22 protein-coding genes are annotated in these 25325 nt (G+C 71.0%); 14 read left to right on the forward strand and 8 right to left on the reverse strand.

The features are described from left to right. Position 1: 1 nt before the first annotated feature. Positions 2–712, reverse strand: a complete 711-nt coding sequence (locus tag ABG085_RS18275; RefSeq protein ID WP_347977172.1) for an ABC transporter ATP-binding protein — start codon at positions 710–712, stop codon at positions 2–4. Further along, positions 699–1478 (reverse strand): ABC transporter ATP-binding protein, encoded by a 780-nt coding sequence (locus tag ABG085_RS18280; protein ID WP_347977173.1) that lies wholly within the window; start codon positions 1476–1478, stop codon positions 699–701. The genes ABG085_RS18275 and ABG085_RS18280 overlap by 14 nt, the downstream gene beginning before the upstream one ends. Positions 1479–1736: 258 nt before the next feature. On the opposite strand from ABG085_RS18280, the gene ABG085_RS18285 reads away from it, so the two are divergent. The 4 genes from ABG085_RS18285 (at position 1737) to ABG085_RS18300 (ending at position 6986) form a co-directional block, all read left to right on the forward strand. Continuing rightward, the gene (locus tag ABG085_RS18285; RefSeq protein ID WP_347977174.1) at positions 1737–3119 is read left to right on the forward strand and encodes an aminomethyl transferase family protein; all 1383 of its coding nucleotides are present in this window, start codon (positions 1737–1739) and stop codon (positions 3117–3119) included. A gap of 323 nt (positions 3120–3442) precedes the next feature. Next, positions 3443–4417 (forward strand): IclR family transcriptional regulator, encoded by a 975-nt coding sequence (locus ABG085_RS18290; protein WP_347977175.1) that lies wholly within the window; start codon positions 3443–3445, stop codon positions 4415–4417. Positions 4418–4427: 10 nt separating this feature from the next. Beyond that, entirely contained in the window at positions 4428–5207 is a 780-nt protein-coding gene (locus tag ABG085_RS18295) for a DUF1932 domain-containing protein (protein ID WP_347977176.1), read from the forward strand. 156 nt (positions 5208–5363) lie between these two features. Then, positions 5364–6986, forward strand: coding sequence for a tannase/feruloyl esterase family alpha/beta hydrolase (locus ABG085_RS18300; protein ID WP_347977177.1), 1623 nt, complete (start codon positions 5364–5366; stop codon positions 6984–6986). Between the two features lie 76 nt (positions 6987–7062). Here ABG085_RS18300 and ABG085_RS18305 read toward each other — a convergent pair whose 3' ends face one another. Next, positions 7063–7923 carry an IclR family transcriptional regulator gene (locus ABG085_RS18305; protein ID WP_347977178.1) on the reverse strand — a complete coding sequence of 287 codons (861 nt, stop codon included), beginning with the start codon at positions 7921–7923 and terminating at the stop codon, positions 7063–7065. A 17-nt stretch (positions 7924–7940) separates the two neighbouring features. After that, on the reverse strand, positions 7941–9347 hold the full coding sequence (locus ABG085_RS18310; protein ID WP_347977179.1) for an aminomethyl transferase family protein: 1407 nt from the start codon (positions 9345–9347) through the stop codon (positions 7941–7943). A gap of 147 nt (positions 9348–9494) precedes the next feature. On the opposite strand from ABG085_RS18310, the gene ABG085_RS18315 reads away from it, so the two are divergent. From ABG085_RS18315 to ABG085_RS18330, 4 genes are all read left to right on the forward strand, one after another. After that, positions 9495–10250 (forward strand): PIG-L deacetylase family protein, encoded by a 756-nt coding sequence (locus ABG085_RS18315; protein ID WP_347977180.1) that lies wholly within the window; start codon positions 9495–9497, stop codon positions 10248–10250. Positions 10251–10293: 43 nt separating this feature from the next. After that, complete coding sequence (locus ABG085_RS18320; RefSeq protein ID WP_347977181.1) at positions 10294–11007, forward strand: 4-carboxy-4-hydroxy-2-oxoadipate aldolase/oxaloacetate decarboxylase; 714 nt, start codon at positions 10294–10296, stop codon at positions 11005–11007. Further along, a complete protein-coding gene (locus ABG085_RS18325; RefSeq protein ID WP_347977182.1) occupies positions 10994–12082 on the forward strand; it encodes a 4-oxalomesaconate tautomerase in 1089 nt (362 codons plus the stop codon). The genes ABG085_RS18320 and ABG085_RS18325 overlap by 14 nt, the downstream gene beginning before the upstream one ends. Before the next feature lie 69 nt (positions 12083–12151). After that, the gene (locus ABG085_RS18330) at positions 12152–13117 is read left to right on the forward strand and encodes a VOC family protein (protein ID WP_347977183.1); all 966 of its coding nucleotides are present in this window, start codon (positions 12152–12154) and stop codon (positions 13115–13117) included. A 7-nt stretch (positions 13118–13124) separates the two neighbouring features. On the opposite strand, the gene ABG085_RS18335 is transcribed toward ABG085_RS18330, so the two are convergent. Then, on the reverse strand, positions 13125–13655 hold the full coding sequence (locus ABG085_RS18335; protein ID WP_347977184.1) for a helix-turn-helix domain-containing protein: 531 nt from the start codon (positions 13653–13655) through the stop codon (positions 13125–13127). 113 nt (positions 13656–13768) lie between these two features. Here ABG085_RS18335 and ABG085_RS18340 point away from each other — a divergent pair, with 113 nt between their 5' ends. Both ABG085_RS18340 and ABG085_RS18345 read left to right on the forward strand, forming a co-directional pair. Beyond that, the gene (locus tag ABG085_RS18340) at positions 13769–14488 is read left to right on the forward strand and encodes an ATP-binding cassette domain-containing protein (protein WP_347977185.1); all 720 of its coding nucleotides are present in this window, start codon (positions 13769–13771) and stop codon (positions 14486–14488) included. Continuing rightward, positions 14485–15276, forward strand: coding sequence for an ABC transporter permease (locus ABG085_RS18345; protein ID WP_347977186.1), 792 nt, complete (start codon positions 14485–14487; stop codon positions 15274–15276). Before ABG085_RS18340 ends, ABG085_RS18345 begins: the two co-directional genes overlap by 4 nt. A gap of 221 nt (positions 15277–15497) precedes the next feature. On the opposite strand, the gene ABG085_RS18350 is transcribed toward ABG085_RS18345, so the two are convergent. The 3 genes from ABG085_RS18350 to ABG085_RS18360 form a co-directional block, all read right to left on the reverse strand. Beyond that, positions 15498–16610, reverse strand: coding sequence for a 5-methyltetrahydropteroyltriglutamate--homocysteine S-methyltransferase (locus ABG085_RS18350; protein WP_347977187.1), 1113 nt, complete (start codon positions 16608–16610; stop codon positions 15498–15500). Positions 16611–16674: 64 nt separating this feature from the next. Then, entirely contained in the window at positions 16675–17586 is a 912-nt protein-coding gene (locus tag ABG085_RS18355) for a serine hydrolase (RefSeq protein WP_347979238.1), read from the reverse strand. 64 nt (positions 17587–17650) lie between these two features. Then, positions 17651–19648, reverse strand: a complete 1998-nt coding sequence (locus ABG085_RS18360) for a M13-type metalloendopeptidase (RefSeq protein ID WP_347977188.1) — start codon at positions 19646–19648, stop codon at positions 17651–17653. 158 nt (positions 19649–19806) lie between these two features. Here ABG085_RS18360 and ABG085_RS18365 point away from each other — a divergent pair, with 158 nt between their 5' ends. The 4 genes from ABG085_RS18365 (at position 19807) to ABG085_RS18380 (ending at position 25311) form a co-directional block, all read left to right on the forward strand. Further along, the gene (locus tag ABG085_RS18365; RefSeq protein ID WP_347977189.1) at positions 19807–21126 is read left to right on the forward strand and encodes an MATE family efflux transporter; all 1320 of its coding nucleotides are present in this window, start codon (positions 19807–19809) and stop codon (positions 21124–21126) included. Positions 21127–21279: 153 nt separating this feature from the next. Then, positions 21280–22341, forward strand: a complete 1062-nt coding sequence (locus tag ABG085_RS18370) for a semialdehyde dehydrogenase (RefSeq protein WP_347977190.1) — start codon at positions 21280–21282, stop codon at positions 22339–22341. Further along, positions 22338–23549 (forward strand): FAD-dependent oxidoreductase, encoded by a 1212-nt coding sequence (locus tag ABG085_RS18375; protein WP_347977191.1) that lies wholly within the window; start codon positions 22338–22340, stop codon positions 23547–23549. Before ABG085_RS18370 ends, ABG085_RS18375 begins: the two co-directional genes overlap by 4 nt. Before the next feature lie 76 nt (positions 23550–23625). Next, positions 23626–25311: an MFS transporter gene (locus ABG085_RS18380; protein ID WP_347977192.1), complete on the forward strand. Its 1686-nt coding sequence runs from the start codon at positions 23626–23628 to the stop codon at positions 25309–25311. The last annotated feature ends 14 nt before the right edge of the window (positions 25312–25325 follow it).

The following is a 25325-nucleotide window of genomic DNA, read 5'->3' on the forward strand; positions in this document are numbered from 1 at the left end:
GTCAGCCTCCCAGGTATGCGCGGCGGATCTCGTCCATGCCCCTCAGCTCCGCCGAGGTGCCGGTGAGGGCGTTCCGCCCGGTCTCGAGCACCGTGGCGCTGTCGACGAGGGTGAAGGCGAGGTTGGCGTTCTGCTCGACCACGAGCATCGCGATGCCCGATTCGCTGCGCAGCCGGCCGATCGCCTGGTACACGCTCTTCGCGGTGCCGGGAGCGAGACCGAGGGACGCCTCGTCCAGCAGCAGCAGCCGCGGCTTCGACATGATGGCGCGGGCGATCGCGAGCATCTGCTGCTCGCCGCCCGAAAGGGCCGAGCCGTTGGAGCGGATCCGGTCCTGCAGCTGCGGGAACAGGTCGAGGCAGTAGTCCATGTCAGACGCGATGCCCTTGCGGTCCTTGCGCTTGTAGGCACCGACCCGGAGGTTCTCCCGCACCGTCAGATCGCCGAGCGTGCCGCGTCCCTCCGGCACGTGCGCGATCCCGAGTGCGGCGACCTGGTCGGGACGCAGTCCCCGCAGCTCCTTGCCGTCGAAGCGGATCGTGCCCGTCGAGCGCACGGTGCCCGAGATCGCTCGCAGCGTGGTTGTCTTTCCGGCGCCGTTCGCACCGAGGATGCCGACCGCGCCGCCGTCGGGGACCGTCAGCGAGACGCCCTCGAGCACCTGGATGCGGCCGTAGAAGGCGCGCACGTCGGCCAGTTCAAGCAGCGTCATCGACGGCATCCTTCCCGATGTAGGCCTCGATGACGCGGGGGTCGGCCTGCGCCTCGGCGGCCGAGCCCTCCATCAGCTTCCGGCCGTGATCGAGCACCACGACGCGGTCGGTGAGCGCCGAGATGAGCCCCATGTTGTGCTCGACGATCACCACCGTGATGTCTTCATCGCGCACCCGCCGCACCGTCTCGATGAGCTGCTCCACCTCGGAGTGCGGGAGCCCTGCGGCCGGTTCGTCGAGGAGCAGGAGGCCGGGGTGGGTGAGCAGCGCGCGGCAGAGCTCGATGCCCTTGTGCAGTCCGTGCGACAGCTCGTCGGCCCGCATCTTGGCGGCCCACCCGAGGCCGTTGCGGTCGAGGAGGTCGAGCGCCTCCTGCCGCAGCGCCTTCTCGGAGCGCACCGTGCGAGGCAGCCGCAGGGACCACTCCACCGGACCGCCGGGGAGACGCGTATGGGCGCCGAGGAGCACGTTCTCGAGCACGGTCTCGCGCAGCTGGAGCGCGGGATGCTGGAACGTGCGTGCGAGCCCCTGCCGCGCGAGCGTGGCCGGCGACGACCCGACGACCTCGACGTCGTCGATCGTGATGGAGCCGGCGCTCGGCCGGTAGTGACCGCTCACGCAGTTGAAGAGCGACGTCTTGCCGGCGCCGTTGGGCCCGACCAGGCCGAAGATCTGGCCCGGCTCCACGGTGAAGCTCACGTCCTCGAGCACCTTGACGCCGCCGAAGTGAAGGCTGACGTCGCGCACTGCGAGTCGAGCGCCCATGGCCCCACCTTTCGCGTCATCGCGTGTGGTCATCAAGGGGACTCGAGTCCTCCCCCTGCTGGGAAAACTACGGATCCCCGGAAAGATTGTCAACGATTTTGGTGTGAAGTTTCGCAACCGTGACCCTGCGATCCGATGCTGGCCCGCCCGACCGAGGGATGCGGCATCCGATTCCGTTCAACGGAACACCCGCGCCCAGCCACCAGAAGCAGCTCTTACGCTGACCGCAGCTTCCGCAACAACGAAGGAGGGTCGACGATGACCACGACCGACTCAGCAGAGACACTCGCCCAGGCGATCGATCGCGCAGGCAGCCCGGTGGATCTGCTGCGCAACCAGAACTGGCCGGCGTTCACCTTCCCGGTGGCGCCAGAGTTCACCAACTGGCGTGACGAGCAGCGGGCCTGGAACACCTCGGTGGCGCTGATGGACCAGTCGCACCACATGACGCAGCTGTTCCTCGACGGCGCCGACCTCATCCCGCTCCTGAGCTCGATCTCGCCGAACACCTTCGCGACGTTCCGGCCGGGCGTCGCCAAGCAGCTCATCTCGGTCAACAAGGACGGCTACCTGATCGGCGACGGCATCCTGTTCTACAACGCCGAAGGCCCCGAGGGTCTGGTGCTCATCGGGCACCACATCCTCATCGACTGGGTGCGCTTCAACGTCGAGAAGGCGAAGGATGCCGGCAAGGACGTGCGGTACCGCCTCGAGGCCAACTCGCACATGCGCCAAGGGCCGCCGACGTTCTACCGCTACGAGCTGCAGGGCCCCCACGCCGACCTCGTCATGGAGAAGGTGTTCGGCGGGCCGGCGCCCGAGATCAAGTTCTTCCACATCGGCGACGTCACCATCGCGGGGCGGCCGGTCAAGGCGCTCCGCCACGGCATGGCCGGGCAGCCCGGGTTCGAGTTCTACGGACCGTGGGAGGACAACGAGATCGTCCTGAACGCCCTCATGGAGGCGGGCGCCGAGCACGACATCCGCCGCGTCGGAGCCAAGGCGTACTCGTCGTCGCCGCTGGAATCCGGCTGGGTGCCGACGCCCTTCCCCGCCGTCTTCGACGAGGACTTCGCCGAGTACCGCGCGTGGCTCCCCGCTGCGCGCATCGGGTCGGTCGCCGGCTCGCTGTACTCGACCGACGTCCACGACTTCTACCTGACGCCGTTCGACATCGGGCTCGGGCGCTCCGTGCGCTTCGACCACGACTTCCACGGACGCGAGGCGCTCGAGAAGCACGCCGAGAACCAGCGCCGCCGCAAGGTCACGCTGATCTGGAACGCCGACGACGTCGCGGCGGTCGTGCGCTCGCAGGTCGAGCCCGGCACGCCGGCCAAGTACCTCGACTTCCCGAAGGCCCGCTACGGGCTCTACCAGATGGACGAGATCCTGAAGGACGGCGAGCGCGTGGGGATCTCGACGGATGCCGGTTACGTGGCGTACGACCAGCTCTACATGTCGCTGGCCACCCTGGACGTGGGCCTCCGCGACGGCGACGAGGTCGAGGTGGTGTGGGGCGAGGACCCCATCTCGCGCAAGGACTCGGTCGACGCCGACCACCGCCAGGTGCGGATCCGCGCGACCGTCGCCCCCGCCCCGTACCACGACTACGCACGCACGGTCTATCGCGCGAACGCCTGAGCCGCGTCCGGGGCGTTTCGTCTCGCTTCGCTCGCTCAACGACCGGGTCCCGGTCGTTGGGCGGCGTGATCCAGTCGTTGAGCGAGCGAGGAACGAGCGAGACGAAACGCCCCACCCCCGGTCGTTGAGCGAGCGAGGAACGAGCGAGACGAAACGCCCCACCCCCGGGTCGTTGAGCGAGCGAGGAACGAGCGAGACGAAACGCCCCACCCCCGGTCGTTGAGCGAGCGAGGAACGAGCGAGTCGGAACGCCCCTGGCTTCCGCTCAACGGAACCCCCGGCGCTGGCGGGGTTACGATGGCGGCGTCATCGAGGAGGATGCCGTGGCACGAGGATCTGCGGGCGAGTCGGTCCTGCACCGCCACCTGCGCGTGCTCGAGAGCTTCGACGCGTGGCATCCGTTCCTCACGCTCAGTGAGATCGCGGACGCCGCGGGCGTGCCCCGCTCGAGCGCGCACCGCCTGATCGCCGAGCTCGAGCGCGAGGGGCTGCTCGAGCGGCTGCCCGACCGCACGTACCGCCTCGGCGTGCGGCTGTGGGAGTTCGCCAGCCGCACGCCGGGTGCCGTCGGTCTCCGCGAGATCGCCCGGCCCTGGCTGGGCGCCGTGCACGAACGGGTGCGACAGCACGCGCAACTGGGGGTGCTGAGCGGGCGCGACGTGCTGTTCATCGACCGGATGTCGACCCGCGAGGCCGTCGTGAACGCGACGCTCATCGGCGGCCGCATCCCGCTGCACGCGTCGTCGAGCGGTCTCGCGCTGCTGGCCTACGCCGACAGCGCCCTCGTGAACGACGTGATCGCGCGCGGGCTGCGTCCGTACACGCCGCGCACCATCCGCACGGGCGCAGAGCTGCGCGCGCAGCTGCGACGCGTGCGCGAGGACGGGTACGCCGTGACGGAGGGGGCGATCCACCCCGAGTCGCGCGGCATCGCGGTGCCGGTGATGGGGCCGGGCGGCAGCGTCTACGCCGCGATCGGCGTGGTGGTGCCCAACGACGGCGCCTCGACCCACGGCTACGCCGAGCTGCTGCGCCGCGCCGCCACCGGCATCGCGCGCGAGCTCGCCGCCGCCTACCGGCCCGACGTCGACGAGCGCACGCACGGCATCCGCTCGCTCGTCAGCGGGTCGCGCCGCTCGCTCGAGTACCTCGAGAGCCTCGACACCGACCCGCACGACGCCGGTGTGCAGGTCGCCGCGGGCGCCGTCGAGCCCGCCACCGCGGCCGGCGCGCAGGTCGCCGCGGGCGCCGTCGAGCCCGCCACCGAGGCCGGCCGCGGCCCCGCACGGGTGCTCTAGGGTGTCGGCCATGACGACGATCGCGGTCCTCGGGCTCGGCGAAGCGGGGCGTCGTTACGCCCGCGGCCTCGCGCATGCCGGAGCCGACGTCCGCGCCTTCGACCCCGCCCACGATCTGGGCGACCCCGACGTGCCGCAGTTCTCGACGCTGGCCGACGCTCTCGCCGGGGCCGACGTGGCGCTGAGCCTCGTCACCGGGCATGCCGCGGCATCCGTCGCCCGCGAGGCGCTGCCGCACATCGCCGCGGGTGCCGTCTACGCCGACCTCAACACCGCTGCGCCCGACCTCAAGCAGCGCATCGCCCGCCTCGCCGCCGACCGCGGACTCGCGATGGCCGACGTCGCGGTGCTCGCGCCCGTGGTGCGCGCCGGTCACCGGACGCCGCTCCTCGCGAGCGGGCCCGGGGCGCGCGAGTTCGCCGAACGCGTGCGGCCGTTCGAGGTGCCCGTCGAGGTCATCGACGGCGGCGCGGGCGAGGCCGCGCGCCTGCGGCTGCTGCGGAGCGTGTTCATGAAGGGACTCGCGGCGCTCGTGCTCGAGGGGCTCGGCGCCGCGCGCGCCGCCGGCGCCGAGGAGTGGCTGCGCGCACAGATGGCGGACGAGCTGGGTCCCGACGGCGCCGCACTGGTGGACCGGCTCGTCGACGGCTCGACCCTGCACGCCGTGCGCCGCGAGCACGAGGTGCGCGCCGCACTGGCGGCACTCGAGTCGTCGGGACAGCCCGCCGACATGACGCGCGCGACGCTCGCATGGTTCGAGCGGCTCGTCGCAGAGCGCGATCAGGACTGAAGCCCCGGCAACATACCCGCATCCTCCGCCCGGCACAACGGCGAGACGCATTGGACGGAAGTGCCGTTGCCGCGGGCTCGAGCGGATGACATCCTCGCCGCACACGCACGGCGCCGGCCCCACGGCGGCTGCAATTCACAACGCGAAGGAGCGTCGATGAAATCCACGTTCAGGCGGCTGACAGCGGTGTCGCTGGGCATCGCCGCAGCTCTCGTCCTCACGGCCGGCGTCTCGTCGGCCACGGCAGCACCGGGTGGTCCCCACGCCGGGTCGCCGACCCTCACGGCATCGGAGTGCACGTCGCTCGCGGGCCTCACCATCCCCGCGAAGGACATCGGACTGCCGACGAGCGGCGCCGACGTCGAGACGGCGGTGTGGGATGCCGCCGGCAGCTACTGCGCGGTCACCGGCTGGATCCGCGCGGTCACGGCCCCGCAGGACATGCAGTTCCGGGTCAACCTCCCCGCCCTCTGGAACGAGCGCACCCTGCAGTTCGGCGGCGGAGGGTTCGACGGGTCGCTGGTCACTGCGACCGGGGCCTACACCGCGCAGCCCGCGGGCACCCCGACCGCACTGTCGCAGGGCTGGGTCACCCTCGGCTCCGACGGCGGGCACCAGGGAGCACCCGGGTTCGACGGCACCTTCCAGCTCGACGAGGAGCTGTTCCTCAACTACGGGCAGTGGTCGGTGAAGAAGGCGCACGACGCGGCCGCGGTCGTGATCGAGGCGGCCTACGGCATGGAGGCCGAGTGGTCGTACTTCATCGGCGGCTCCCAAGGCGGGCACGAGGCCCTCGACGCGGCGGCGCGGTACCCGAAGGACTACGACGGCGTCATCGCGAACTACCCGGCCTACAACGTCACGATGATGCACGTGGGAGCGGTCAACTTCCGCGATGCGCTGCAGCTCGAGGGCGGGGCCGGGCACCTCAACTCCGCCGAGACGGCGACGATCACGAACGCGGTCTACGCCACCTGCGACGGGCTCGACGGGGCGGTCGACGGGATCATCAGCGATGTCGCCGGCTGCGACGCGGCGTTCGACATCCAGTCGCTCGCGTGCCCGGCGGGAGTGGATGCCGCCACCGTCGACACGTGCCTCTCGGCGGTCGAGATCGCCGCCGCGGTGAAGATCAGCACCGACTACGACCTGGGAATCGACATCGAGGGCAACTCGATCTTCGCGAAGAGCGCACTCCTCGAGGGCGCGCTCTACCAGGGCTTCGCGGGCTTCGGCTCGAGCGCACAGGCGCAGGGGCTGCAGTTCGCCGTGTTCGAGGCGACGATGCGGTATGGGGTGGCGGGGAATCCTCCCGGCTTCGACCCGTACACGGTCGATCCGCTGGACTACGCCGACCGGGTGCAGGAGGTGGGCGAGATCATGGACGTGACGGATGTCTCGCTCAACCAGTTCCGCGCACACGGGGGCAAGATCATCCTGACCCACGGCACCATCGACGACTTCATCACGCCGCACAACACCGTGCAGTACTGGGAGGCGCTCCAGGACGAGTTCGGCAAGCGCCTCGACAGGTTCGCGAAGTTCTACATGGTGCCCGGCTGGGGTCATGGCCAGGGTCGATTCGTGGCGCAGTACGACGGTCTCGACGCCATCGTCGACTGGGTCGAGCAGGGCGTCGCCCCGTCCGGCCTCGTCGCGAGCGACGGCAACGCGGGCGCCGATCGCACGCGCCCGATGTGCGAGTACCCGGCGTGGCCGCAGTACTCGGGCCCCGGATCGATCGACGACGCGAGATCGTACGCCTGTGTGACGGGATGACCGCACGCCCCGTCGCGTGACGCACGAAGGCCCCGGGTTTCGCCCCGGGGCCTTCCGTCCGTGGCCCTCGCGCCGATCAGCCGGCGGATGCCGCGGGCAGGGTGTGCGCGTCGCGCGACGCGAAGTAGTCCAGCGACCTCCGCGAGGTGCTGGCGAGCGTGCGCATGCCGTGCCCACCCGCACCGCCCGCCGCCTCGAGTGCGCGGGAGATGCCGGCCGCGGCCACGGTGAGGAGCTCGACCGCCGCCTGCGGCGAGGTGCGATCGTTGGGGACGACGACGCCCAGCGACGCGTGCACCAGACCGTGCGCATCGAGGACCGGCACCGCGATGCCCCGCGATTCGCCGTGGATGTGCCCGTCGGTGACGGCGAAACCGTCCGCCCGCACCCGCCGCAGTCGCGCGCGCAGCTCGTCCCCGGTGCGGATGGTCGCCGACGTGTAGACCGGCCAGCCGGCCGCGATCACGTCCGCCACGATGCCCGGCTCGGAGTGCGCGAGCAGCACCAGGCCGCTCGAACTGACCGGCAGCGGCACGCGGCCGCCGATCACGGTGGCGTTGACCACGGCCTCCCGGGTCGAGAGACGCTCGATGAAGAGCACGTCCCGCCCGCTCCGCACCCCGAGCTGCGTGTGCTGACGCACGCGCGAATGCACCGCCTCGAGCCACGGCCGCGCCAGTTCGCGCAGGCCCAGCGCCCCGGGGGTCCGCGACGCGAACTCCCACAGCCGGATGCCGAGCCGGTACGAGCGGTCCGGCATCCGTTCGAGCAGGCCCTCCCGCTCGAGCTCGGCGACGAGGCGATGGGTGGTCGATACAGCGAGGCCGGTCGTCTCGACGATCTCGGTCAGCGTGAGGAACGGGCGCAGCACATCGAACGCCTGCAGCACCCGCAGGTGCTTGTGCAGGACGGACTCGCCGTCCGAGCCCCGTGCCACGTCGAACCTCCCTCGAGCTACGCCGCTCCCGCGGTGCGCCAGCCGCCGTGATACTCCTGCCGCACGGTCTCGGCGTACGGCACGGGGCTGACGACGGCGCGCACCGCGATCTGCTCGTGCGGTTCGACCGTGGTCTTCTGCGAACCGCCGTCGGGCTCGCCCCACACCACGCGCACCTCCGCGCCGATCGGCACGTCGCGGTCGACGGTCGCGAGCGACAGACCGCGCTTCTCGTTGGCGGTGACGCCGGTGAAGAGCGACAGTCCGACCGTGCTGCCGTCGGCGTCGAGCACCGCGTCGTAGTTCGACGAGCCGTAGTTCGCGTTCGGCAGGTCGAAGAACTGGTACCCGGGGCCTTCGCGGTCAAGCACGCTGGTGAGGATGCGGCCGAGGTCTTCGTCGTTCCAGGCGAGCGTGACCTTCTTGCGCTGCGCCTCGGGGTCGACCTGCTCGAGGGCCTCGCGGCCGATGAAGTCGTGGTCGAACTTCACGAACGAGCCGTAGCCGAGGTCCCACGGGTTGAGGTAGTAGTCCTCGATGTCGTCGGACACGAACGACCCGGCGAGGGCGTTGATCGCCTCGTAGCTGCTCGCGGGCAGCCACTCCCGGTAGCGCCGCTCGATCTCTCCGCCCGTGTAGATCGCGGGGAGCGGCGACGGGATCCACCCCGACTCGAGGGTGTTCGACGAGTACGCGCGCGAACCGCACGGCTCGATGCCGAACTCGCGTCCCGCCTCGAGCACGGCATCCCGGATCCTGCCGTGCTGCGCGTACGACCCCCAGATCTCGAGGCCGGGCGCACCGGCCATGCCGTGCCGGAGCGTGCGCACGTGCTCGCCGGCGATCTCGAGCTCGCCCATGTGGAAGAAGCGCACCTGCTCCACCTCGCGGCCCGCGAGCTTCTCGATGATCTGCCAGGCGTTCGGACCCTGGATCTGGAAGCGGTAGAACTCCCGCGTCACCGCCTCGCCGTACGGCCGCGACGGCGAGCGGTCGTCGTAGCGGGTCTCGACGTCGTAACCGCCGGTCTCGGCGTGGAACTGCAGCCAGTTGGCGCCGGGCGCGCGGCCCACGTAGACGTACTCGTCCTCGGCCAGGTGGAAGAGGATGCCGTCGCCGATCACCCCGCCGGTCGATGAGGTCGGCACGAACTGCTTGGCCGTGTTCACCGGGAACTTCGCGAACGAGTTGATACCGGTGTCCGACAGCAGCTTCAGCGCGTCGGGGCCGGTCATGAAGAAGTTCACCATGTGGTGCGTCTGGTCGTAGAGCACCGCGGTCTCGCGCCAGGCCTTCTGCTCGCGCCGCCAGTTCGTGAACTCCGCGGGCACGACGGGGTAGATGTAGGTGCCGAGCTGCGAGTTCCGCAGCATCTCGACGACGCTCCCCCGTTGATCCATGAGCTCCTGCAGGTTGCTCGCCATGAGTTCCTCGACTTCCTCGTCCAGTGTTTCCGGGGTGACCTGAGCGCGATGCTACGTGTCCGCTATACCTACGTCCAGAGGTATTTGGTCGCCATGATTGTAGACAATATGTTGACCATTTCGCCACGGGTGTGATTCGCTGGCCCCATGACAGACACTGCCGACACGCTCCTCGTCGTCAGCGCCCACGCCGGCGACTTCGTCTGGCGGGCGGGCGGCGCGATCGCCGCCGCAGCCCTCCGCGGCGAGCGCGCGGTGGTCGCGTGCCTGTCGTACGGCGAGCGCGGCGAGTCGGCCAGCCAGTGGCTCGATGGCAAGTCGCTGGATGAGATCAAGCGCATCCGCCGCGACGAGGCCGAGGCCGCGGCATCCGCTCTCGGAGCCGAGATCGAGTTCCTCGACCTCGGCGACTACCCGCTCGTCGAGTCGCGCGAGGCCGTCTCACGCCTGGTCGATCTGTACCGGCGGGTGCAGCCTACGGTGGTGCTCACGCATACGCTCCGCGACCCGTACAACGGCGACCATCCCGCCGCGGCGCGCATGGCGCTCGAGGCCCGCGTGCTCGCGCAGGCGATCGGCGTCGCGAACTCCGACGGCTCGTATCCGGGCAAGGACGACATCATCGGCGCCCCGCCCGTCTTCTTCTTCGAGCCGCATCAGCCCGAGCAGTGCGACTTCACGCCGAACGTGCTGCTCGACATCACCGAGGCGTTCCCGCGCAAGCGCGCGGCGATGGAGTGCCTGCCCGCGCAGAAGCACATGTGGTCGTACTACACCGACCTCGCCGTCCGCCGCGGCGTGCAGCTGAAGCGCAACGCCGGCCCCAACCTCGGACTCCCCCACGAGACGATGGGCGAGGCGTACATGCGGCACTTCCCGCAGGTCGCCCAGGCGCTGTCATGAGCGGGACGGCGGGCATGGGGGCGGTCGAGAACGGACGGATGCCGTGACCGCCGTCATCGTCACCGACATCGCCCGCGCGGACGCGGCGACCGTCGACGCGCTGGGCGTGCACGGTGTCGCGACGGTGCACGAGGCGATGGGCCGGACGGGACTCGTGGGTCCCGGCATCCGTCCCATCCAGGATGGCGTGCGCCTCGCCGGCACCGCCGTCACCGTGCTGAGCCACCCGGGCGACAACCTCATGATCCACGCGGCGATCGAGCAGTGCCGCGCGGGCGATGTGCTCGTCGTGACGACGACGTCGCCCTCGGTCGACGGGGCGTTCGGCGAACTGTTCGCGACGGCGCTGCACGCGCGCGGCGTGCGCGGGCTCGTCACGACGACCGGCGTGCGGGATGTCGCCGAGCTCCGCGCCCTGGGCTTCGCGGTGTGGTCGTCCGCGGTCTTCGCGCAGGGCACGGTCAAGGCGACGCCCGGCTCGGTCAACGTGCCGATCACCGTCGGGGCCGTCACCGTCGCACCCGGCGACGTCGTCGTCGCCGACGACGACGGGGTGCTGCGCGTGCCCCGACTCCAGGCGGATCGGGCGCTCGCCGCGGCCGATGCGCGCCTCGCCAAGGAGGAGGCCGACCGTGCCGCCTACCGCGGGGGCGAACTCAGCCTCGATCGCAAGGGGCTGCGGCCCCTCCTGTCCGAGCTCGGCATCGAGTATGTGACGCAGGCCGACTACGAGGCCCGGGGCGATGGGCGCGCCTGACGCGGCATCGGCAGTGCGTGACGGCATCCGCTGCATGCTCATGCGCGGCGGCACGTCCAAGGGCGCGTACTTCGTCGCGACGGACCTGCCGAGCGACCCCGCAACGCGCGACGACCTGCTGCTGCGGATCATGGGATCGCCCGACCCGCGCCAGATCGACGGCATCGGCGGTGCCCACCCGCTCACCAGCAAGGTCGCGATCGTGTCGCCCTCGACGGCCGAAGGGATCGACGTCGACTACCTGTTCCTGCAGGTCGGCGTCGACACCGCCACCGTCGGCGACGCGCAGACCTGCGGCAACCTGCTCGCCGGCATCGGGCCGTTCGCCGTCGAGCGAGGACTCGTGCCCGCGACCGGCGAGCGCACGACGGTGCGGATCCGGCTGCTGAACACCGGCGACATCGCGACCGCCCAGTTCCCGACCGTCGACGGACGCCCCGAGTACGACGGCGACGCGGTCATCGACGGCGTCCCGGGCACGGCATCCTCGATCGAGCTGGAGGTCGGCGGCGGCCCCGACAAGCCGCTCCTGCCCACCGGCAGCCCGACCGACGACGTCGACGGGAACACGGTCACGCTCATCGACAACGGGATGCCGGTGGTGCTCCTGCGCGCCGAGGATTTCGGCGTGGCCGGCACCGAGTCGCCCAGCGCGCTCGAGGACGATGCCGTGCTGGCCGAGCGCCTGGAGCGCATCCGGCTCGAGGCGGGTCCGCGGATGGGCCTCGGAGACGTCGCAGAGCAGACGGTGCCCAAGCTGATCCTGCTCTCGCCACCGCGCGACGGCGGTGCGATCTCGACCCGCGCCTTCATCCCGGCGCGCGTGCACACGGCGATCGGCGTGCTGATGGCGGCATCCGTCGCCGCGGCGCTGCGCATTCCCGGCGCGGTCGGGCACGACATCGCCGGCCCGCTCGCCGGCGAGGAGACCGCGGTCGAGCACCCCAGCGGCACCTTCCCGTCGCGCGTGCGGGTGACTCGCGACGCCGACGGCACGTGGCGCGCGACCTCGTTCTCGCTGCGCACCGCCCGCAAGCTCTTCGACGGCACGGTCTTCCCGAGACCGCGCCGGTGACCCCAACCCGGTCGCTGAGCCTGTCGAAGCGCCCGACCGCACCGCTGAACCCGTCAGAGAGGACGCCCCATGACCGCCGACACGTCGTTCGACGTCGCCCACCTCGCCCACGTCGAACTGCTGACCCCGAAGCCGGCGGAGAGCCGCTGGTTCTTCGAGGAGCTGCTCGCCATGCGCGTCGTCGCCGAGGACGGCGACTCGATCTACCTGCGCACGTGGGACGAGTACCAGCTCTACACGATCAAGCTCACCGCATCGGATGCCGCGGGCGTGGGCCGCACGTCGTTCCGGGCGTCGTCGCCCCAGGCGCTCGAGCGCCGGGTCGCCGCCGTCGAGGCGGCCGAACGCGGCACCGGATGGACCGACGGCGACGTGGGCTGCGGACCGACGTACGGGTTCACCGACCCCGACGGGCACTCGATGGCGATCTTCTATGAGGCCGAGCGCTACGTCGCGGGCGACGAGGACCGCCCGGCGCTCAAGAACCAGGCCTCGCGCTTCCCGGGGCGGGGCGTCAACGCCCGCCGCCTCGACCACATCAACTACCTCGCGAAGGATGTCGAGGCCAACGGCGCGTTCCTGCGCGACGCGCTCGGCATGCGCGAGTCGGAGCGCATCCGTCTCGACAGCGGAAAGTTCGCGGCCTGGTGGTTCCACTTCTCGCTGAAGTCCTACGACGTCGTCTACTCCGACGACTGGACCAAGCACGGCAACCGCCTGCACCACATCGCGTTCGCGCCCGACACGCGCGAAGACATCCTGAAGGCCGCCGACATCTTCCTCGAGAACGGCATCCACATCGAGTCCGGCCCCCACAAGCACGCCATCAACCAGACGTTCTTCCTCTACGTCTGGGAGCCGGGCGGCAACCGCATCGAGTTCGCCAACGCCGGCGCCCGCCTGCTGCTCGACCCCGATCAGCCCGTCGTGGAGTGGTCCGAGGCCGAGCGCCGCAAGGGCCAGGCCTGGGGCATGAAGACGATCGAGACCTTCCACACCCACGGCACCCCGGTGGTCGACGCCCCCGACCACTGACCGGGCGTCACGACGGTTCCGGCACGAGCACCGTCGCCAAGCTGACCCGGCGCCGGCCGGCGTCACCGGTCTCTGACAGGTACGGCGCGAGGAGTTCCGAGAGGCCGGACTGGATGGCGGCGAGGCCGGCGGCGTCGACATAGAGCGGAACGCGTCCGAAGCCGACGAAGTCGCGCAGCGTCGCCTCCTCGCTGTCGACGAACCGGTCGAAGTCCGCCGACAGGTCACCCAGGAAGGCGAGGAACGCCGAGCGCAGCTGGGCATCGCTCATGGCGCGCAGCTCGGTCTGGTCCACGTGAGCCATGCGGTCACCCAGCGCCAGCGTGCGCTCCACTGCCCCGCGCACCCTGCGCTCCTCGACGACCGACAGGATGCCGGAAGCCACGAGAGTCGCGACATGCCGGTACAGCGTCGCCTGTGTGACATCCGGCAGCGCGGCGCGCAGCTGCGCTGTGGTGAGGCTGCGTCCGCCGAGCTGCTGGATGATCCGCAGACGCACCGGATGCATCACGACGTCGGCGATCGAGGAGTCGTCCACCTCGGGCTCCCTTCATTGTTATCAGCGTGATAATGTTCTCTTCGTTAGAACGATTCTACCGAACGGGGTACGCGAATGAAGATGCTCATGGATGCCGAGTGCGAGGTCTCGGCATGACGCGCGCAGCGATCGAGGTGACGGGCCTCAGCAAGCACCTCGGCGCTATCCACGCGGTGACCGACGCGAGCTTCACAGTTCACGCGGGACGCGTGACCGGCTTCCTCGGGCCGAACGGGGCCGGCAAATCCACGACCCTGCGCATGCTGCTGGGTCTCATCCGCCCGGATGCCGGAACCGCCCTCATCGACGGGCAGCGGTATCGCGACCTCGCTGCCCCGGTCCGCACCGTCGGCGCCGTGCTCGACATCGCCTCCGCGCACCCCCGGATGACCGCGTCCGCGCACCTGCGCACGATGGCTGCGCTCGCGGGCCTGCCCGGCGAGCGGGTCGACGCGGCGCTGGCCGCCGTCGGCGCCGAGGACTTCGCCGGTCGCTGCATCGGCACCTTCTCCACCGGCATGCGGCAGCGGCTGTCGCTCGCGACGGCGCTGCTCGGCGAGCCGCGGATCCTGGTGCTGGACGAGCCTTCCAACGGCCTCGACCCCGCGGGGGTCGTGTGGCTGCGCGGATTCCTGCGACAGTTCGCCGCCGACGGCGGTGCGGTCCTGATCTCGAGCCACCTTCTCAACGACCTCGAGCACAGCATCGACGACGTGGTGCTCATCGACCGGGGTCGGATCACGTGGACGGGTCCACTCGCCGAGGTCCTCACCGACCGGCCCTCCCTCGAAGCGGCATTCCTTCATCTCACGCAGGAAGGCGCGCAGCGATGAACGCGATCCACGGCGAGCTCATCCGCCTCCTCGCGACCCGGCTCCCGCTGTGGACGCTCCTGGCCGCCGCCTGCACCGGCAGCATCACCGGACTCCTGGCCCTGATCGGACCCGAGAACTCGACGACGCCCATGCCCGGCATCGACACCACCCAGGGCGCCGGCCTCGTGGTCGGGCTCGGTGCCCTGATGCTGTTCGTGCCCGCGCTCATCGGCACCGTCGCGATCACCAGCGAATACCGGCACCGCACGATCGGCACCACGTTCCTCGCCGTCCCGCGACGCGGGCGCGTCCTGGGCGCGAAGCTCGCGGTGTACACGGTGCTCGGCCTGCTCTACGGCGTCGTCGCGTCGGTCACGGCGGGCCTGACCCTGATCGGCGCCGCCGCCCTGCGCGGCGTGACCCTCGGGCTCACCACCGAGCAGCTCGTGGTCATGCTCGGGCAGCTCGCCGTGGCATCCGCCGTCTATATGGTGCTGGGAGTTGGCATCGGCGCGCTCGCCCGCCACCAGCTCCTCGCGATCGGGATCGTGCTCGGGTACTTCTACTTCCTCGAGCACGTGCTCATGCTGATCCCCGGTGTCAACGCGCTCTACCCGTACCTTCCGGGCGGGGCCACCGCGTCGCTCACGCGCTTCACGTTCCTCACCGACGCCATCGCGGAGCAGACCTCGCTCACCGCGGCGCCGGTCGCCTCGCCCCTCATGGGGGCGGCGATCCTCGTCCTCTACGCGCTGCTCGCGGCCGCCGCGGCGCTCCTCGCCCCACTGCGCCGGGATCTGCGCTGACCCGGTCCCGTGCGTCGGATGCGTTTCGTCTCGCTTCGCTCGCTCAACGACCGGGAGAGAAGCTCGGTCGTTGAGCGAGGGAGCGCCAGCGACCGAGACGAAACGCCCCGAGCCGGTCCCGTCGTCGGATGCGTTTCGTCTCGCTTCGCTCGCTCAACGACCGGGAGAGAAGCTCGGTCGTTGAGCGAGGGAGCGCAGCGACCGAGACGAAACGCGACGGGTCAGCGCCAGACGTCGGCGGCGATGTCGACGACCTCGCGCACCTTTGCCCACTGCTCGTCCTCGGTGAGGACGTTGCCCTCCTCGGTCGACGCGAAGCCGCACTGCGGGCTCAGCGCGAGCTGCTCGAGGGGGGCGAACGCGGATGCCTCGTCGATGCGCTTCTTGACGGCATCCACGTCCTCCAGCTCGCCGCTCTTGGACGTGATCAGGCCGAGCACGACCGTCTTGTCGCCTTCGGGCAGGAAGCGCAGCGGCTCGAAGCCGCCGGCGCGCTCACTGTCGTACTCGAGGAAGTAGCCGTCGTACGCGGTGTTCCCGAGCAGCTGCTCGGCGACCGGCTCGTAGCCGCCCGAAGAGATCCACGTCGAGCGGAAGTTGCCGCGGCACACGTGCGTCGTGACGACGAGATCGTCGGGCTTGCCGTCGAGGATGCGGTTGAGGATGCCCGCGTACCGCTCGGCGATGCCGTCGGTGCGGATGCCGCGCTCCCGCGCCTTCTCGAGCTCGACGTCCGAGCAGAGGTAGGCCCAGGCGGTGTCGTCGAACTGCAGGTAGCGGGCGCCGGCGTCGTAGAAGGCGGCCACGGCGTCGCGGTACGCCTGGACGAGGTCGTCGACGATGTCGTCGCGGCCGTCGTACGCCGCGCCGTCGATGTGCCCCGGCTCGAGCCGGAAGTCGAGCACCGTCGGCGCCGGGATGCTGAACTTCGGCACCGCGCCGGTCGTGCGCTCGAGCAGGCTCTTGAGCGAGCGGAAGTGGTCGAGGAACGGGTGCGTGTCGCTGAACCCGATCTTGCCGCTGATCTCGAGGCCGCGGGGCCGGGTCTGCACGCCCTGGAACTGGATGCCGTGATCGAGCTCGACCACCTCCACACCGTCGAGCAGGCCGAAGAAGTCGAAATGCCACCAGGAGCGGCGGAATTCGCCGTCGGTCGCGAGTTTCAGGCCCGCGTCGGCCTCGCGCACGACGAGCTCGGCGATCGCGGTCTCTTCCGCGATGCGCAGCGCGTCGGCGTCGATCTGGCCGGAGGCGAAGCGGCGGCGCGCCTCGGCGAGCTCGGTGGGACGGAGGAAGCTGCCGACGATGTCGGCGCGGAACGGCGGTGTTGACACCCTTGCCACGGTAGTCGATGCCTTCCCCCGTAGGGAAACCCCCCGTCACGGAAAGACGCCCGCGTCAGAACACGTACTCCATGAGGTCCGTGCCGAGGATGCGGAACGCGTCGTGGACGCGGAGGCGGTGCGAGATCGACAGGTCGTCGAAGCAGACGATGAGCGCGTACGACACCCCGGCTCGAGGACCTGCCAGCACCCCGGCTTCGACCCGGACGCCGGCATCCCGGCCCGTCTTGTTGATGAAGAGCAGCCCGTGCTCGTCGTTCTCGTGCGAGAACGGGTCGAGACCGGTGGCGGATGCCACGAGCGACAGGTCGTGGTTGAGGCTCAGCCACTCGGCCACCTGGGCGCTCACGCTCGGTGAGACGACCTGCGAGTTGACCAGGGCGGCGAACACCTCGGCGAGCTCGCGGGCGGAGCCGAGGGCGAAGTGCGGGGCGTCGTCGGGCCCGCGCTCGTCGCGGAAGCGATCGAGCAGCGCCGAGCGCGAGAGCCCCAGGTCTTCGATGCGGGCGCGCACCGCCGGGAGGCCCACGCGCTTGAGCAGCGCGTTCGCCGCCATCGCGTCGCCCGTCGACGCGGTGAGCACCGCGAGGTCGGACAGCGGCAGGGCGGGCGCCTTGAGGTGCTGCCACACGCCCCCGACGCCCACCGGCTCGAGGTGCGCGCGGTCGATGATCTCGAGCGGCTCGAGCCGCCCCGCCTCGAAGGCGGCCGCCACCTCGACGAGCAGCGGCACCACGCCGAGGCCCGCGACCGGCAGGGTGACGAAGTCGTCGCCGGACAGCACCGACGTGCCGCGGTCGAGATCGGTGATGCGCACCGAGATCTTGGCCCCCGACGCGGCGAGGTCGTCGAGCGCCTTCAGCGTCGACGTGAATGATCGACGGCCGGCAGCTGCCCTCTTCGGCAGCCGCCGTCCTGTGCTCCGTCGCGCCCCCCGCAGCGACTCGGCATCCTTTCTGGGCTCGATGCCCACGGAGTTTCCCTCTCGTTCTCGATAGTGCGGGGTGAACGGGCCGCATGCGGCCCGCATGTCACCAGATGGTGACGCGCTGGTCCTGATCGAGCCAGAGTGCATCCGACTCCGTCACACCGAAGGCATCGTAGAACGCGTCGATGTTGCGGACGATCTGATTGCACCGGAACTCGTTGGGCGAGTGCGGGTCGATCGTGAGCAGACGGATGGTCTCGGCATCCCGCCCCTTCTGCTGCCAGATCTGTCCCCAGCTCAGGAGCAGGCGCTGGATGCCGGTGAACCCGTCGATCTCGGGCGCCTGGGCGGGCTGACCGTCCCCGTCCGTACCGAGCGACAGGGCGTAGGCCCTGATCGCGATGCCGAGACCGCCCAGATCGCCGATGTTCTCGCCGATCGTGAGCGCGCCGTTGACATGGTTCTCGGGGGCGAGCCGCTCGCCCTCCACGCCCCGGGGCACGAGCGCGTCGTACTGCGCGATGAGGTTCTTGGTGCGCTCGTCGAAGGCGGCGCGGTCGTCGTCGGTCCACCAGTCCTGCAGCAGCCCGTCGCCGTCGAAGCGGCTGCCCTGGTCGTCGAAGCCGTGGCCGATCTCGTGGCCGATGACCGCGCCGATGCCGCCGTAGTTCGCGGCCGCGTCGCGCTCGGCGTCGAAGAAGGGGTACTGCAGGATCGCCGCGGGGAACACGATCTCGTTCATCAGCGGGTTGTAGTACGCGTTGACGGTCTGCGGCGTCATGAACCACTCGTCGCGGTCGATCGGCTGACCGATCTTGGCGAGCTGGCGGTCGTGCTCCCACACATGCGCGCGGCGGACGTTGCCGACGAGGTCCCCGGCGTCGATCTCGAGGGTCGAGTAGTCCTTCCACTTCACCGGGTACGCGATCTTCGGGGTGAAGGAGTCGAGCTTCGCGAGCGCGCGCTCGCGGGTCTCGGCGGTCATCCACTCGAGATCGGCGATCGACTGCCGGTACGCCTCGATGAGGTTGGCGACCAGCTCGTCCATCGCGACCTTCGAGGCCGGCGGGAAGTGCCGCTCGACGTAGACGTGGCCGATCGCCTCGCCCAGCGCCGCCTCGGTGAGGCTGACGCCCCGCTTCCAGCGCTCGCGGTTCACGGGGACGCCGGTGAGCTGCGTGCCGTAGAACCCGAAGTTCTCGGCGACGAACTCGTCCGACAGGAACGGCGCCGCGGAGTGGACGACGGCGAAGCGCAGCCACGCCTTCCAGTCCTCGAGGCGCTCCTCCACGAGCAGCGTGCCGAGGCCCTCGAAGAAGCTCGGCTGGTAGACGTTGATCTCGGCGAACGCGTCGGCGTGCTCTGCCGCCGCGCCCTCGCGCCACGGCGTGAGGTCGACGCCCACGAGCGCCTGCACCTCGTCCCAGGTCTTGAGGTTGTACGTCTTGACCGCGTCGCGACTCGCGACGTTGTCCCAGTGGTGCGTGGCGAGCTCGGTCTCGATCGTCACGATGCGGTCGGCGGATGCCTCGGCCTCGGCGACGCCCGCGAGCTCCAGGATGCGCTGCACATGCGCACGGAACGCGATGCGCGTCTCCTGGAAGTTGTCGAGACGGTAGTAGCTCTCGTCGGGAAGCGACAGCCCGCCCTGGATGAAGAACGGCACGTAGCGCTGCGGGTTGCCCGGGTCGGGCTCGATGTAGAGGTGGATGAGCGCCGCGATGCCCTCGCGCTCGAACTCCCCGATGGTGCGGAGGAACCCGGGGATGTCGGTGATCGCCTCGACGCGTGCCAGAACGTCCGCGAGGGGCGCCGCACCCTGCTGCTCGATGCGCTCGGTGTCCATGAAGCTCGTGTAGAGGTCGCCGATCTTGCGCGCCTCGGTGCCGGGCTCGGCCTGCTGCGACTCCTCGACGATCGCGTGCACGTCCTTCTCGGCCTGCTCCGCGATGAGGTGGAAGGAGCCCCACCGCGCCTTGTCCTCCGGGATCTCGGTGCGATCCAGCCACGCGCCGTTGACGTGGCGGAAGAGGTCGTCCTGAGGGCGGATCTCGGCGCTGAGTTCCTCGAGCGCGAGACCGGAGCGTGGGGCGTCGGTCATGCGTTCCAGGGTAGTCGTCCCGAGACGGGCGATCCCTCGTGCAGGCCCCGCTGTGGAACCTCTGGGACGCCCGTGACCGCATTGTGATGTCGACGGATGCCGCAGCACCGTTGTCCGACCGCGCGCCGGGCGTCGGCTGCGCCTTCTAGGCTCTGAGGGTGACGACCGACACCCTGAACCGCGACATCCTGCGGCTCGCGGTGCCGGCGCTCGGCGCCCTGATCGCCGAGCCGCTGTTCCTCATCGTCGACTCGGCGCTGGTCGGCCATCTCGGCGTCGAACCGCTCGCGGGTCTCGGCATCGCGTCGGCGGTGCTGCAGACCATCGTCGGGCTGATGGTGTTCCTCGCCTACTCGACCACACCGGCCGTCGCCCGGCGCTTCGGCGCCGGCGACCCCTCGCGCGCGGTGTCCGTCGGCATCGACGGCATGTGGCTCGCACTCGGCCTCGGCGCCGTGCTGGCCCTCGTCGGCTATGTGGCGACGCCGTTCCTCGTCGGCCTCTTCGGCGCGACGCCCGAGGTCGCGGAGCAGGCCGAGATCTACCTCGGCATCTCGATGTGGGGTCTGCCCGCGATGCTGGTCGTGTTCGCCGCGACCGGCCTCCTCCGCGGCATGCAGGACACCGTGACGCCGCTGTGGATCGCAGGGCTCGGCTTCGGCGCGAACGCCCTCCTCAACTGGGCGTTCATCTACGGCTTCGGGTGGGGCATCGCAGGCTCCGCGGTCGGCACGGTCGTCGCGCAATGGGGCATGGTCGCTGCGTACGCGCTCGTCGTGGGCCGGCTCGCGCGGCGGCACGAGGCATCCATCCGCCCCCAGCGAGAAGGCGTGCGCGGTTCGGCACGATCGGGCGGCTGGCTGTTCCTGCGCACGGTCTCACTCCGGGTCGCGCTGCTCGCGACGGTGGCCGTGGCCACCGGCCTCGGCACGGTCGAGCTGGCCGGCTGGCAGGTGGCGTTCACGATCTTCTCGACCGCGGCATTCGCGCTCGACGCACTCGCGATCGCCGCCCAGGCGCTCATCGGCAAGGGACTCGGCGCCGAGGACCGCCGGCTCGTGCACCGCGTGCTCGGCCGCACGGTCGCGTGGGGCGCGTGGTTCGGCGTGATCACCGGGGCGCTGATCGGCGCGCTCTCGGGGGTGATCGGCCTGCTGTTCACCGGCGACCCGGGCATCGCGACGCTGGTGCAGCCCGCACTCATCGTGCTCGCGATCGCGCAGCCGCTGTGCGGCATCGTGTTCGTGCTGGACGGCGTGCTCATCGGCGCGGGCGACGCGAAGTACCTCGCGATCGCCGGCATCCTCAACCTCGTGCCGTACCTGCCGGCGCTGGTGCTCGTCGCCGTGCTGCAGCCCGTGGGTGCCGCCGGGCTCGCGTGGCTGGCGGTCGCCTTCTTCGGCGTCTACATGCTGGCGCGGCTCGCGACGCTCGGCTGGCGCGTCCGCGGCGCGGCCTGGATGTCCGTCCCCGCCTGACGCCGAGCCCTTCGCGGCGCGGCACCCTCAGGGCCGGCTCCGTCCCGCCCGTGCGGCACGCACCGCACGACCCTCGCCGAGGGCGTATCAGCGCCGCCCCGGGCCACTCCTTGCTCGCATGGCGCGCATTCGGCGGCGCCGGAAGGAGCACCCATGTCGGGCACCGGAACCTTCGCGTTCACCGTTCACCCCCGCGCCCGCCTGCGCGAAGACCTCGCGCGCGCCTGGCGGCCGCTGGGACTCGTTCCCGAGCGCGTCTACGACACCGCGCTGCGGCGCCTGCCGCTGGCCCCGGTGACGATGGCGAGCGTGCAGATCGGCGGCGAGCGCGTCGGCCACGTCGTGCTGGTGCCGTTCGGTGCACGCCACCTCCTGTCGAACGTCGAAGAGGGCCGCCGCCGCGTCAGCCGCGCGGTGGATCGCGCCGCGGCGCTCGGCGCCGACGTCGTGGGCCTCGGCGCCCTGACCGCGACGGTGACGGCGGGCGGCATCACGCTGCGCGAGCGCACCGACATCGCGGTGACGAACGGCAACGCGTTCACCGCGGCGATCGTCGAGGACCAGATCCGGATGCTGCTTCCCCACGTCTCGTCGAAGACCTCGCGGCCGCACGTGGCCATCGTGGGCGCGACGGGCAGCGTGGGCACCGCTGTCACGAGGCTCCTCGCCCGGGACTCCGCCGGCGCCCGTCTGACGCTCATCGCGCGGACCGCTCCGCGCCTGGAAGCGCTCGCCGCGAGTGTCGCCGGCGACGTCGACGTCGCGACCGCCCAGAGCATCGACGCGGTCGGCGACGCGGACCTCGTGGTGCTGCTGACGGCGTCCGCCGACACGCTGCTCGGGCCCGAGCATCTGGCGCCCGGCGCCGTCGTGCTCGACGCCACGCAGCCCCGGAACACGTCTCCCGGGCTCGCGGCCGCGCGGCCCGACGTGCTCGTCGTCGACGGGGGCATCGTCTCCATCCCGACCCTCCGTCTCGTCGGCGGCGAGATCGGCCTGCCCGACGGTCGCTCGTACGCCTGCTTCGCCGAGACCGCGATCCTCGCCTTGTCGGGGCACACCGGTCACTTCTCGCTCGGCAACCCGACGCTCGACCAGGTCGACGCCATCCGCGAGCGCGCGCGGGGGCTCGGCCACCTCGGGTTCCGCGCCGCCGACCCGACCAGCTTCGGCAGGCCGGTCACGTTCGAGTCGCGTGCGGCGGTGATCGCATGACGCGCGTGGTGCTGCTCGGTGGCGGCTACGTGACCCTGCACGCGTACGCGACGCTGGCACGCCGGAGCGGGCGCGACCTCGCGAGCGGGGAGCTCGAGATCGTGGTGATCTCGGCCGATCGCGCGCACCGCTTCCACGGCTTCACGGGCGAACTCGTCGCCGGCATGATCGACCCCGATCGCGTCGCCACTCCCCTCGCGGAGGCCATGCCGCTCGCCCGCATCATCGACGGCCGGGCCCTGAGCATCGACACCGTCCACCAGTCGGTCTCGTACGGGCGCGGCGAGAATGCCGTCGAGGTGCTGGCCTACGACCACCTCGTGGTGGGCACCGGAGCCAGGGAGCCGGCGTCGGAAGTCGTGGGACTGGAGCAGCACGGCCGCACGCTCCGAGGTCCCGACGAGATCGCCGCCCTCGCCGACCACCTCGGGACGGTTCCAGGATCGCCCGTCGTCGTGGCCGGCGGCGGGATCGCGGGCGCCGAGCTCGCGGCCGCCATCGCCGACCGCGGACATCCGGTCACCCTCGTGCACTCGGGAAGCCGGATCCTCGGCGAGTGGTCCGACCAGCCAGGGCTGGTGGCGCGCGCCGAGAAGGAGCTCGACCGCCTCGGGGTCCGGGTGCTGCGGGGCGTGCGTCTCGCCGAGGTCACGCCGACGACGGCGGTGCTGTCGGACGGCACGACGCTCGCCGCGGCGACCGTCGTCGCGGCGACCGGGCAGCGTCCCGTGCACATCCCGGGGCTCGACCCGTGGCGCGACGAGCGCGGACGACTGCGGACGGGCCGAACGCTCGCCGTCAGGTACGGCGTGTGGGCGGCCGGCGACGGTGCCCGGGTCGAGCATCCCAAGAGCGGGGAGCCCGTGCCTGCCAACGCACTGTGGGCGATGAAGGGCGGCGACCACATCGGCCGCGCGATCGCACGCAGGCTGAGCGGCAAGGCGCCCCGGGTCTTCACGTACCGCGGGCTGGGCCGCGCGGCCTCGTTCGGCCTCGGCCACGGCATCTCCGAGCTGTACGGGGTCCCGTTCACCGGTGCGCTCGCCTGGATGCTGCGGCTGGTGTTCTTCCTGCGCTTCATGCCCTCGCCGGCACGTGCGGTCGGCGTCGTGTCGGACCTCACCCGTTTCGCCGTCACGCCGCGAGCGCGTGCGGGGGTCGACATGCCGCCCCGCAGCGAGCCCGCCCTCGGCGCCGGCGCCGCCTGACCGGGGCCGCAGCGGGTGGTCGAAGATCAGTGAGCTCACTGATGCGCCTGTGCGCACGCGGGACGACGATGCCCACATGGCAACCCGTGCCCCGAGGCCGCGTTTCACCGCCGCGTTGAAGCACCGCGACCTGCGCATCCTCGCGCTCGCGTTCATCGCCGACGGCGGCGCATCCTGGGCGTACAACGTCGTCCTCATCTCGTACGTCTTCGAGCGCACGCACTCCGCCGGCTGGATCACCGCGCTCGTCACCGTCCGCTGGATCGTCGGCATGCTGTGCGGCGGGTTCGCCGGTGTGCTCGCCGACCGCTACGACCGGCGCACCGTGCTCATGATCAGCGCGATCCTCGCGGCCGTCGTCACGTTCGGGATCGCCGCTCTCGTCGCGTTCGATGCACCGCTGTGGCTGCTCCTCGTCGGGGCGGCGCTGCTGACGGCCGTCTGCTCGCCGGTGCGGGCGGCATCCGGTGCACTCATCCCCGAGGTCGTCCCCGAATCCGATCTCGTCGCAGCGAACGCGCTGTTCGCGGTGCTCGAGAGCGTGATCGTCGTCGTCGGCCCCGGCATCGGCGCCGTGCTGCTGCTGGCCGGCGAGCCCGTCTGGGGTGTCCTCATCAACGCGGCGAGCTTCGTCGTGGCCGCGCTGCTGTACCGCGCGCTGCGCGTTCGATCGCGCGGCAGCGCGGAGCCCGGCGGGGGTGCGCTCACCCAGTGGGCGTCGGGCGTCGCTGCGCTCCGCCAGCACCGCAAGGCGCTCGTGCTGACCCTTTTCCTCGTGCTCGATTCGGCCGTGGCCAGTTCCGCCAGCGTGCTCCTGCCTTCCCTCGCGGCTCATCTGAACGGCGGTGTCGCGGGCTACAGTCTGCTTCTCGCCGCCAACGCCTTCGGCAGCGTCATCGTCGCAGGCATCGCCCAGCGCCTCACGGGGTCGCGGCGCCTGACCCTGCTCATCACCGGCGCGCTGTTCCTCCAGTGCGTACCGCTGTGGATCTCGGTGTTCGCCGGATCCATCGCGAGCGCGATGATGCTGCAGGTGATCGCCGGCGTCGGGATGGTGATCGTCGACGTGCTGGCCTTCACCACGCTCCAGCGCGACCTGCCGCGTGACGTACTGGGACGCGTGCTCGGCACCGTCGACGTGCTGATCCTCGCTGCCGCGGTGCTGTGTTCCATCCTGGGCAGCTGGCTGCTCGCGCAGGTGGGGATCGAGTGGGCGTTCGCCGTGATCGGCCTCGGTGTGCCGCTGCTCGGCCTGCTCGGCATCCCTGTGCTGCGACGCATCGACAAGGACATGGCGCAGAAGGCCGCCCGGCTGGAGCCTCGCACGCGCACCCTCGAACAGCTGGACCTGTTGGCCGGCGCACCGCGCAGCGTCCTGGAGCACCTCGCCGAGGCCGCCGAAGAGTGCACGGTGCCGGCCGGCGAGACGATCATCCGGCAGGGCGACCCCTCTGACGCGCTGTGGGTGCTCATCGACGGGACGCTGGCGGTCGGTGCCGTCAGCGCCGAGGGGGTCGCGATAGACCTGCCGGATGTCGAGGCGCCCGGATACGTCGGCGAACTCGGCCTGCTCAACGACGCCACGCGGTCGGCGACCGTGACCACGGCGAACGAATGCCGGCTGCTGCGCATCCCCGGTGCGGATTTCAGCGCCGCGCTGGAGGCATCCACTCCGTCGCCGTCGATGCTCGACCGCGCCGGGGCGCGCACGTCCCGCACGTCGATCGCCGCGACGCCCGCCGCCGAACTCGCCGAAGACTGAGCGCGGCCTCTCCC

Source organism: Microbacterium sp. ProA8 (assembly GCF_039905635.1).
Lineage (GTDB): Bacteria > Actinomycetota > Actinomycetes > Actinomycetales > Microbacteriaceae > Microbacterium > Microbacterium chionoecetis.

Excerpts from the sequence above, each read along its gene's own strand:
- ABG085_RS18310 (WP_347977179.1), bottom strand. The coding sequence starts at position 9,347 with ATGGCGAGCAACCTGCAGGAGCTCATGGATCAACGGGGGAGCGTCGTC.
- ABG085_RS18315 (WP_347977180.1), top strand. The coding sequence starts at position 9,495 with ATGACAGACACTGCCGACACGCTCCTCGTCGTCAGCGCCCACGCCGGC.
- ABG085_RS18380 (WP_347977192.1), top strand. The coding sequence starts at position 23,626 with ATGGCAACCCGTGCCCCGAGGCCGCGTTTCACCGCCGCGTTGAAGCAC.
- ABG085_RS18330 (WP_347977183.1), top strand. The coding sequence starts at position 12,152 with ATGACCGCCGACACGTCGTTCGACGTCGCCCACCTCGCCCACGTCGAA.
- ABG085_RS18370 (WP_347977190.1), top strand. The coding sequence starts at position 21,280 with ATGTCGGGCACCGGAACCTTCGCGTTCACCGTTCACCCCCGCGCCCGC.
- ABG085_RS18275 (WP_347977172.1), bottom strand. The coding sequence starts at position 712 with ATGACGCTGCTTGAACTGGCCGACGTGCGCGCCTTCTACGGCCGCATC.
- ABG085_RS18300 (WP_347977177.1), top strand. The coding sequence starts at position 5,364 with ATGAAATCCACGTTCAGGCGGCTGACAGCGGTGTCGCTGGGCATCGCC.
- ABG085_RS18340 (WP_347977185.1), top strand. The coding sequence starts at position 13,769 with ATGACGCGCGCAGCGATCGAGGTGACGGGCCTCAGCAAGCACCTCGGC.
- ABG085_RS18375 (WP_347977191.1), top strand. The coding sequence starts at position 22,338 with ATGACGCGCGTGGTGCTGCTCGGTGGCGGCTACGTGACCCTGCACGCG.
- ABG085_RS18345 (WP_347977186.1), top strand. The coding sequence starts at position 14,485 with ATGAACGCGATCCACGGCGAGCTCATCCGCCTCCTCGCGACCCGGCTC.
- ABG085_RS18360 (WP_347977188.1), bottom strand. The coding sequence starts at position 19,648 with ATGACCGACGCCCCACGCTCCGGTCTCGCGCTCGAGGAACTCAGCGCC.
- ABG085_RS18295 (WP_347977176.1), top strand. The coding sequence starts at position 4,428 with ATGACGACGATCGCGGTCCTCGGGCTCGGCGAAGCGGGGCGTCGTTAC.
- ABG085_RS18285 (WP_347977174.1), top strand. The coding sequence starts at position 1,737 with ATGACCACGACCGACTCAGCAGAGACACTCGCCCAGGCGATCGATCGC.
- ABG085_RS18280 (WP_347977173.1), bottom strand. The coding sequence starts at position 1,478 with ATGGGCGCTCGACTCGCAGTGCGCGACGTCAGCCTTCACTTCGGCGGC.
- ABG085_RS18325 (WP_347977182.1), top strand. The coding sequence starts at position 10,994 with ATGGGCGCGCCTGACGCGGCATCGGCAGTGCGTGACGGCATCCGCTGC.